The sequence below is a fragment of the Paenibacillus sp. EZ-K15 genome, from assembly GCF_002573715.1.
GTDB lineage: Bacteria > Bacillota > Bacilli > Paenibacillales > Paenibacillaceae > Paenibacillus_AQ.
In genome coordinates this window covers 50,262-56,469 of record NZ_PDHM01000002.1, presented here as the reverse complement: position 1 = coordinate 56,469, position 6,208 = coordinate 50,262, and the positions used below count along the sequence as shown (strand labels likewise).

At 48.7% G+C, this 6,208-nt stretch carries 7 protein-coding genes and 1 other RNA gene; all 8 read right to left on the bottom strand.

The genetic code is table 11. From position 1 onward, the window contains the following. Positions 1-353: 353 nt before the first annotated feature. Entirely contained in the window at positions 354-623 is a 270-nt protein-coding gene (locus tag CRG97_RS00595; protein WP_098741283.1) for a pro-sigmaK processing inhibitor BofA family protein, read from the bottom strand. Positions 624-667: 44 nt separating this feature from the next. After that, the gene (locus CRG97_RS00590; protein ID WP_076326395.1) at positions 668-958 is read right to left on the bottom strand and encodes a hypothetical protein; all 291 of its coding nucleotides are present in this window, start codon (positions 956-958) and stop codon (positions 668-670) included. Positions 959-1,182: 224 nt separating this feature from the next. Further along, entirely contained in the window at positions 1,183-1,782 is a 600-nt protein-coding gene (recR, locus tag CRG97_RS00585) for a recombination mediator RecR (RefSeq protein ID WP_071222338.1), read from the bottom strand. A 25-nt stretch (positions 1,783-1,807) separates the two neighbouring features. Further along, positions 1,808-2,119 (bottom strand): YbaB/EbfC family nucleoid-associated protein, encoded by a 312-nt coding sequence (locus tag CRG97_RS00580; RefSeq protein WP_009595540.1) that lies wholly within the window; start codon positions 2,117-2,119, stop codon positions 1,808-1,810. A gap of 40 nt (positions 2,120-2,159) precedes the next feature. After that, the gene (gene dnaX, locus CRG97_RS00575) at positions 2,160-3,872 is read right to left on the bottom strand and encodes a DNA polymerase III subunit gamma/tau (protein ID WP_098741282.1); all 1,713 of its coding nucleotides are present in this window, start codon (positions 3,870-3,872) and stop codon (positions 2,160-2,162) included. Positions 3,873-4,166: 294 nt separating this feature from the next. Then, positions 4,167-4,433, bottom strand: an RNA gene (gene ffs, locus CRG97_RS00570) — signal recognition particle sRNA large type. A 117-nt stretch (positions 4,434-4,550) separates the two neighbouring features. Continuing rightward, positions 4,551-4,748, bottom strand: a complete 198-nt coding sequence (gene rpmE, locus CRG97_RS00565; RefSeq protein WP_006207505.1) for a 50S ribosomal protein L31 — start codon at positions 4,746-4,748, stop codon at positions 4,551-4,553. Between the two features lie 178 nt (positions 4,749-4,926). Continuing rightward, on the bottom strand, positions 4,927-6,204 hold the full coding sequence (locus CRG97_RS00560) for a radical SAM family protein (RefSeq protein WP_098741281.1): 1,278 nt from the start codon (positions 6,202-6,204) through the stop codon (positions 4,927-4,929). Between the last annotated feature and the right edge of the window lie 4 nt (positions 6,205-6,208).

Sequence of the window (6,208 nt, the reverse complement as noted above, 5' to 3'; positions counted from 1 at the left end):
GATCAAACTCTCCAATAAAGTGTTTGACTTGCTCATTTCTTAACTGACGAGAATTTGTTCAATTCTCTTTATGCTCGATCACCCAACAAACCAAGGCTTGTACATGATGATTTCGCAATGGATTTCACTAGTGAAATCCTTACTCACTCGTTGTTCAGTTTTCAAAGATCAATCATTTTTTTGTTTGTCATCCGCATCTCAGCGGCGACTTTTATAATATATCATACTAGCTTGCTGTTGGTCAAGAAGTTTTTTTGATTATTTTTTCAACCAATTGTCTACCTGACCGGTGAATCTCTATCACCCAGAATCAAACGGGCGAACATTAATGTATCATAAAATATAAGCCTGCGTCAACTACCTAATATCGTTATTTTTAATCCAACAAGAAGGGCCACGCCCGGCAAGCCCAGAACCATGACGGTTCCTATGGTCATCGGATTCAGAGGAATATACGTTTCGGCCGCCAATCCCGAGAAATTCACAACATAGATAGCCACTGCCGAGAGAGCAAGATGGGCACCGAATACGGTTAACCATCCCAGCCCAAGCTTTTTTCTAAACACAACATAGATAAGCAATAAGAGCGATATGCAAAGCGTGCCCAGTACAATCAATTTCATAGTTACCCCTCCTTTAAGTCATTACGAATCCTCTCATCTCTCATTTAGCCGTTCTCTCTTTTTTGCTCGATATATTGCATCCTCGCTCCATCCAGATTGAGCTGTTTGGCTTGCTTGAGATTCATCTGGTATTTGCGCTCCGCTGCCTCCAGCATATAGATTGCATAATCAATCTGATCCTGTCCCGTAGCCTCTTGAAACAGCAAGTGCGCCCGCTCCCACTCCATCTGGGACCTCTGGACATCCAGGAATACATGCCACATCCGTTCCTGATCCTCTGCCGTGATATACGTTTCCTCCTCTTGCTTCTTCGACTGCTTCCACCATATCTTCATCACGTTCACTCCCTATGAATATGAATGTAGACACTGCCCTTAATAAGACCGTCTGTAACATTCATATCGAGAGAGGGACAAACTTAGAACCAAAAGAACTCTTCCACCCTCTACTTTTGCACGATGTAATAAATAAAAAAACGAGCCATCAGAATCTCTTCCGATGCTCGTTCTCGTATATATGCTTTCAAATCTCAAACAGATGTTGCAGGAATTACAAAATATCAGTTCAGCTCTCTTCGGCCCTCAAGCGCCTTGGATAAAGTCACTTCATCTGCATACTCCAAGTCACCGCCAACAGGCAGTCCATGGGCAATTCGGGTCACCTTAATGTCAAAAGGACGGACCAGGCGCGATATGTACATCGCCGTTGCCTCTCCTTCGATATTGGCATTCGTGGCCAGAATCAGCTCTTTCACTCTCTCATCGCTAAGACGCGTCAGCAGCTCCTTCAGACGGATTTCATCCGGTCCGATCCCTTCCATCGGAGATATGGCTCCGTGGAGGACATGATAGTAGCCATCGAATTCCTTCGTACGCTCCATCGCCACAAGATCCTTGGCATCCTGTACAACGCAGATGGTCGAAGCATCCCGGGTCTTGTCCTGACATACCCGGCATGGATCCGTATCGGTGATGTTGCAGCAGACGGAGCAGTAGTGCAGATTCCTTTTGACACTGACTAGCGCTTTGGCAAAATCAATAACGTCATCTTCCTTCATGTTCAGAACATGAAAAGCCAGGCGGGCGGCCGTCTTCGGCCCCACACCCGGCAGTCGCGTAAAGGCGTCGATGAGCTTCGCGATCGGTTCAGGATAGTACAAATGTAACTACTCCTTCTAGGTTAGATTAGAACAAGCCCGGAATTTTCATGCCGCCTGTGAATTTGCCCATATCAGCATTTGCGATTTCTTCAGCCTTGGCAAGTGCATCGTTAACCGCAGTCAGTACCAGATCCTGCAGCATTTCCACATCATCCGGGTCAACCGCCTCAGGCTTGATGTTGATGGACAAAATTTGTTTATGTCCATTCGCTTCCACGGTAACCACGCCACCGCCGGAAGTTCCTTCAACGGTTTTCGTAGCGAGCTCTTCCTGAGCCTTCAGCATTTGCTCCTGCATCTTTTTCACTTGCTTCATCATTTGGTTCATATTATTCATGATTCATCTCTCCTTATAATAGGGTGCACGTAGGGACGTGCTAGTCTTTTATGACAACGAGGTCTTCTCCAAACAACTGGATCGCCTCATCAATCCATGGTTTCTCCCCACCGGCCTCCGCTTCTTCATGCTCAAGCTTAAGCTCCTCTGCCTGAGGCTTGCCCACTCCTTCTACCGCGTCACTCCAATCACGAAGCATCATGGTAACCAGATGATACGGCTTGCCAAGCGTGGACTCAAGAACCCCTTCAATCACCTGTTTGTTGGCAGGTTTCTCCGTGGTTTCGCGGTGGATGTTGTTTTTAAAAGCGACAAGAACCTTGTCTTCCCATACGGACACAGGTTCTCCATCCATCAACCAAGCGTGGACCGTCACCTTCTCCTCTTTCACATTCTGCAAAATTTGGGCCCACTGCCGATGAACAGAAGTATAATCCTCCCCCGTTCGGCAAGATATATACTGATCCATATGCTGCGGGATCTTGGCTGATGAAGCTGCTTTCGGTGCCGGTGTACGGGTAGACTTGGCCGGTTCACGTTGACCAGATGCAGGAACACCGTTTTGTATCAGTCGCTCCAGCTTTTTCTCAAGTGAGGCTACATGCTGCTTCAGCTGAGCGAGCTCCCCCGCATCGGCTGTATTCTGAGCTCTGGCCCCACCCGCTGATTGAGTTATACCGGAAAGCTTGAGCAATGCCACCTCAAACAGAGTCTGCGGCTGCGAGGCGTATTTCATCTCACTCTGATACCGGTTCAGCGTATCAATCATTTGAAATAGTTCGTCTCGGCTAAAGGCATTCGCCATCTCCTGAAACTCTGCCGGATTCAAAACCCGGTCGGTCAGCTTATCGGCGCTAGGAACCATCTTGATCATCAGCAAATCGCGGAAATAATACAGGAGATTCTCCATGCATTTATCTGCACTTTTTCCCTCCTGCATGAATTGCTCCACGATCTGCAGCACAAGTCCGGCATCCCCCTGTTTCACGGCACTGGCCAGACGGCCAAACTGCTCCGAGGCAATCCCGCCCGTCATGTCCATGACCTGCTGGTAAGATACCGTGCCTCCTGTGAAGGAGGCAATCTGATCCAAAATGCTCAGTGCATCCCGCATACCGCCATCCGATAGACGTGCGATATACTGCAGTGCTTCAGGCTCTGCCGTAATGCCTTCTTCTCCGCAAATCTGCTCCAGACGCCCGGTCTGTTCGTCCAAGGAAACCCTCCGGAAGTCAAACCGTTGACAGCGTGAGATGATCGTTGCCGGAAGCCTGTGCGGCTCTGTTGTCGCTAGTATAAACATCACGTGTGCCGGCGGTTCCTCCAGCGTTTTTAATAATGCATTGAACGCTTCCGTCGTCAGCATGTGTACTTCATCGATAATATAAACCTTACGCCGCACCTCGGTCGGTGCGTATTTGACTTTCTCCCGCAAATCACGGATTTCTTCGACACCGCGGTTGGATGCAGCATCGATCTCCTGAACATCCATGACGGCTCCGGACGTTATACGCCGGCAGGCCTCGCATTCATTGCAGGGTTCCTCAGCCGGACCATGCTCGCAGTTCACGGCTTTGGCCAAAATTTTAGCGGCACTGGTCTTGCCCGTACCCCGTGGACCGCTGAACAGGTAGGCATGGGAAACCCGCTGCTCGCGAATGGCATTCTGCAGGGTCTGGATAATATGCTGCTGGCCCACCATGTCGCCGAACGACTGTGGTCGCCAAGCACGATATAACGCGATATGTTCCACTGTGCTTTACCCTCTTTCAACTTCCACTTCACGAGATCGAGAAAACCTTAAGTTTATACTAAACTCGATCCTCGCGTGCTTTACTGTTGCATTCATGGTCATTCCCAGCCAAAAAGGCGTGAGTTTAACGGTTATATTATACTACATTCTATACTACTTTCCCCTGCCTTAGCAAAACGTTTACTTGGAAAACTTTATCCAAAGTGCACATGAAGGATCAGCTTGAATGGATAGCCGTTTCGACAAAAAACACCCTTGCCAATATGGCAAAGGTGTTATGTGCAGATATGTATACCGTGCACCTGTTATTGATAATTGCGATCCGAGCGGCAATCCTGAGCAACAACTCGGGCTAGGCACCCCTCCGGCACAAAAGCGATCTTGCTTATGGCTGCTTCCTTCCGGACCTGACCAGGTTCACAAGTGCTCATTGCGGAGGACCCAACCGTCAACGTTGAGCGCAGGGACCAGCCTCACATCGACAATACCTCTAACAGGAATTCAACCTCGCTACAGCGGATTGCGAGTTACAGGGCACCGCTACCTCCCCGTCTAGCACGGCGAACTTTAGTATATCGCATGGCTATCAAAAAAGCAACCAACGGAAGAAGTTGCATACTCCTCCAGCCCTGTAAACAGACAAAAACCCTTCGACCACAAGGGCGAAGGGTTTGTTTATTAGATACCGTATTTCTTCTTGAATCTATCAACACGACCGCCAGCATCCAGGAATTTCTGTTTACCTGTGAAGAACGGATGACAGTTCGAGCAAATCTCTACACGAAGATCTGGTTTTACAGAACCTGTTTCAAACGTATTACCGCAAGCACAAGTAACTGTAGTAACGTGATATTTCGGTTGAATATCTTGTTTCATTGTAGCTTTCACCTCTTTCCGCCCTGAGCCTCATGCGGACCCAGAGTTATATGGACACATAAATGGAGTATATCACGAGCAAAATGAATGCGCAATAGCTCATACACAAATCATCAGACAAGTCCACAATTGGAATTTCAACCTGTTTTTAACACATCCGATATTCAGTACGGTTCTGTTAAATAATCGAGGATCTCTTCTTCGGTCTTGCCTGTCCTGCAGGCGGCACATGCGTATAGGAGCCAATCACCACATCTGGCAATTCCTCCTGCATAATCTCAATAGCCTGCTTCATCCCCAGAATCTCGCCTTGTGCAGGCGGAATAAGCTCGAGATAGCTCTCAGGGTCAATGTTGAGATTGCGGAGTTGAATCAATTTGAGACCGGTGCGGCGGGCAAACTCAATCATGGCTTCCAGCTCTTCCTCGCGATCAGTTACGCCCGGGAAGATCAGATAGTTGATGGAGGTATACACACCTTGATCGGTTGCATAACGAAGAGATTTCTCCACATTGGCCAGCGTATAGCCCCTTGGCTTGTAGTATGCGTTATAATGATCATCCAATGCACTGATCGTGCTGACCCGCATCAGATCAAGACCCGCATCCACGATACCACGGATAAAATCGGTCAGTCCCGCATTGGTATTAATATTGATGTATCCCATATCAGTCTGTGCCCGAACTTCTCTCATGGCTTCTATAATGATCTTCGCCTGCGTGGAGGGTTCTCCCTCACAACCTTGGCCAAAGCTGATGATCGACTCCGGTGTCTTCAGATGCTCCAGCATGACCTGCACCAACTCATCCACTCTCGGACGGAAGTTCATACGGGTCTGTGGCGAGACAAAGCCGCTGTCATCCGGCTGTTCCGAAATACAACCGAAGCAACCGGCATTGCAAGAGTATGATACGGGAACAGCGCCTTCCCAGCGATTCAGGAAGGTATTGGATGCCGTCAGGCATTCATATCCTAATGCACAGTTAGACAGATGCTCATAGAGCCGATTCTCCGGATATTTCTCCTTCAGCGTCTTAACCCCGAGCTCAAGATCGTTCAGATCGCAGTTCACCGGGTTCCACTTCTCCGGGTCATCGGATAAACGCGCTGTTGTATAGAAAGCGCCATCCTTCCATACCACCGCCGAGTAACCAAATAGCGGCAGCTTATATTCCTTGTCCGACTTCACGTATCCTGGCAAGCACAACCGGGTATAGCCTTGCGGCAACAGCGCTCCGACAGCAGTGTACCCGTCCTCAAGCGGCATCATATCACCGGTCTCTGGATCCATTCCGATCGCTCGGGTGCTCGGTAGTCCGACCAATGTAGCCCCCTCTGGCAAAGGGATTAATTCATCATCCAATATCTCAACGATCATATCTCCGCTGCGGGCAAGCCCGAACAGATCGGAATGATCATATACATTCCCTTGCTCATCTGCATAAACCAAATACATGTTG